The following is a 1,647-nucleotide window of genomic DNA, read 5'->3' on the forward strand; positions in this document are numbered from 1 at the left end:
CCCGGGGCTTTCATGAGGGCGGCGCGTTGATCAACTGAAAAGTGCTCCAAGCCAGCAAGAATCAGGGTTGCGACGACCAGTTCATGCGGAGCGAGGAGCACCTTCAGGGTGAAGAATATCGGGTTGTATCCGCGTGTCCAGACCGACACGGCAGCGTCGAAGATCGTGTCCCAGGCCGGTGCCGTTGCGCTGGTCGAGACGGTGCGGGCCGCTGGCTTGGATCAGGGCTTGTCGCATGCGTTGAGCCGGTGGCGCAAACCGTGTGCCCGGCACGACCCGGGCAAGGTCGTCACCGATCTCGCGCTCGCCCTCGCGGTCGGCGGGGACTGCCTGGCCGACGTGGCTGTGCTGCGCGCCGAGCCTGCGGTGTTCGGTGCGGTCGCCTCGGACCCGACGGTGTCGCGGCTGGTCGACACCCTCGCCGCAGACGCTGACCAGGCCCTGACAGCGATCGACTCCGCACGCGCCGCAGCCCGAGCCAGAGTCTGGGGTGCAGCCGGGCAGCACGCGCCGCACCACGCCGCGAGCGCTGAGCACCCGGTGGTGATCGACGTCGATGCCACCCTCGTGACGGCGCACTCGGACAAAGAACTCGCGGCTCCGACATTCAAAAGAGGATTCGGGTTTCACCCTTTGCTGGCGTTCGCCGACCACGGCCAGGATGGCACGGGCGAGCCGCTTTCGGCCATGCTCAGAAAGGGGAACGCCGGGTCCAACACCGCGGCCGACCACATCGCAGTCCTCAAGGCCGCGTTCGCGCAGCTCCCCGGCCACCAGCCCGGGCGCAGGCCCGGCAAGAAGGTTCTGGTCCGCGCCGACGGCGCGGGCGGCACGCATGAGTTCCTGTCGTGGCTGAGCGGGCAGCGGGTGCAGTACTCGGTCGGGTTCAGCCTGCCCGACACCTTCGCGACGGAGTTGGCCATGCTCGACAAGGCGAAACTCTGGCAGCCGGCCTACGACGGTGAGGGCCAGATCCGGGCCGGGGCGTTCGTCGCCGAAGCGACCGGCCTGCTCAACCTGGGCTCCTGGCCCGAAGGGATGCGCGTCATCCTCCGCAAAGAACGACCCCACCCCGGCGCGCAACTGCGGATCACCGACCACGACGGCAACCGGGTCACCGCGTTCGCGACCAACACACCCCGCGGCCAACTCGCCGACCTCGAACTCAGGCACCGCCGACGCGCGAGGTGTGAGGACCGGATCCGGATCTCGAAGGACACCGGCCTGCGGAACCTGCCGCTGCACGACTTCGACCAGAACAGGGTCTGGCTCGCGATCGTGGCCCTCGCCGTGGAGATCACCGCGTGGCTTCAGATGCTCGCCTTCACCGACCACCCCGCCCGACGCTGGGAACCCAAACGACTCAGGCTCAGGCTGTTCTCCATCCCGGCCCGGATCGCTGACCACGGCCGAACCCGCCGCCTGCACCTGCCAGCCCACGCACCCTGGGCCGCACTGCTCACAGCCGGCCTCGACCAGCTCCGACGAGTTCCAGCACCAGGCTGAACCACCCCAACCGCCTCGACAACCAGAAACACACCGGCACGTGGAACCGGCGCACCGAGCGACCTCGGCCAAACTGTCCTGCCCGCACGGCACAATCGGAAACCACAGAGGCTGCCGCCCCAAGAACGACGATCAACAGGC

General features: G+C 68.4%; 1 protein-coding gene. It reads left to right on the forward strand.

Annotated features, from left to right (window positions below; translation table 11 throughout):
• The first annotated feature begins 108 nt into the window (after window positions 1–108).
• Complete coding sequence (locus RM423_RS24645) at window positions 109–1,506, forward strand: IS1380 family transposase (RefSeq protein WP_311425679.1); 1,398 nt, start codon at window positions 109–111, stop codon at window positions 1,504–1,506.
• Window positions 1,507–1,647: the final 141 nt, after the last annotated feature.

The organism is Jatrophihabitans lederbergiae (genome assembly GCF_031845305.1).
Taxonomy (GTDB): domain Bacteria; phylum Actinomycetota; class Actinomycetes; order Mycobacteriales; family Jatrophihabitantaceae; genus Jatrophihabitans_A; species Jatrophihabitans_A lederbergiae.